The organism is Thauera sp. 63, from assembly GCF_000310165.2.
Classification (GTDB): Bacteria; Pseudomonadota; Gammaproteobacteria; order Burkholderiales; family Rhodocyclaceae; genus Thauera; species Thauera humireducens.
On sequence record NZ_AMXC01000080.1, the window covers coordinates 1 to 1,171 of the forward strand.

At 64.0% G+C, this 1,171-nt stretch carries 1 protein-coding gene and 1 other annotated feature; the gene reads right to left on the reverse strand.

From position 1 onward, the window contains the following. Positions 1–1,171 (reverse strand): IS3 family transposase gene (locus tag C664_RS20020; RefSeq protein WP_198291566.1). Its coding sequence is split into 2 segments (ribosomal slippage), with 1,172 coding nucleotides annotated over them: positions 1–928 and positions 928–1,171; the frame shifts between segments, so codons are not numbered across the junction. This gene is flagged as partial in the annotation. Next, positions 822–938, reverse strand: a sequence feature (AL1L pseudoknot). (Overlaps the previous gene by 117 nt.)

Sequence of the window (1,171 nt, forward strand, 5' to 3'; positions counted from 1 at the left end):
GTCTCTGTCTTCTCGGCGAGTTGCCGGAAGTAGTTTGCCTCAGCTTCGGCCGGTGGAATATAACCAATCGGCTCGAGCAGTCGGGTGTGGTTGAACCAGTGCACCCACTGCAGGGTGGCCAACTCCACCGATTCCCTGCTCTTCCAGGGCGCGCGGCGGTGAATCAGCTCAGTCTTGTACAAGCCGTTGATGGTCTCGGCCAGTGCGTTGTCGTAGCTGTCGCCACGACTGCCCACCGACGGTTTCACGCCGGCCTCAGCCAGCCGCTCGGAGTAGCGGATGGACAGGTACTGAGCGCCTCGGTCCGAGTGATGAACCAAGCCGTTGGCATCGGGCCGCCGTTCGTACAAAGCCTGCTCCAGCGCGTCGAGGACGAAATCGGTCTGCATGGTGCGACTGACGCGCCAGCCCACGATGCGCCGGGCGAACACGTCGATGACGAAGGCGACATACAACCACCCCTGCCAAGTCGAAACGTAGGTGAAGTCCGACACCCACAGCTCATTGGGGCGGCGGGCCTTGAACACCCGATTGACCCGGTCCAGTGGGCAGGGCGCCGAGGCGTCGGGAAGCGTCGTGCGGACCTTCCTGCCACGACGTACCCCCTCAAGCCCCAAGCGCCTCATCAACCGCTCGACCGTACAGCGGGCCACCCGGATGCCCTCACGGTTCATCTGCAGCCAGACCTTGTCTGCACCATAGACCTGCCAGTTGGCGTGCCACACGCGCTGGACCTCGTTTGCCAGGCTGTCGTCTTGCCGCGCGCGGCGACTGCGGAGCTGCGGGTTGCGTCGGCGTGCCGCATGGCGCCAGTAACAGGACGGGGCCATCTGCAAAACCCGGCAGATGGGCTCGACCCCGAACGTGTGACGGTGTTGGTCGATGAAGTGCTTTAGCTCTTCAAACGGCGGTCGAGCTCCGCCTGGGCGAAAAACGCGCTCGCCGCCTTGAGGATGTCGTTGGCACGGCGCAACTCCTTGTTCTCTCGCTCCAGTTGCTTGAGGCGCTCGCGCTCACTGCTCGTCAGCCCATCGCGCTGGCCACCGTCAATCTCCTCGCGCTTGACCCAGTCATGCAGGGTCTGCGGCACGCAGCCAATCTTGGGGGCGATCGATTCAATCGCCGCCCACAGCGAGGGGTACTCGCCTCGGTGTTCCTGCACCATGCGCAC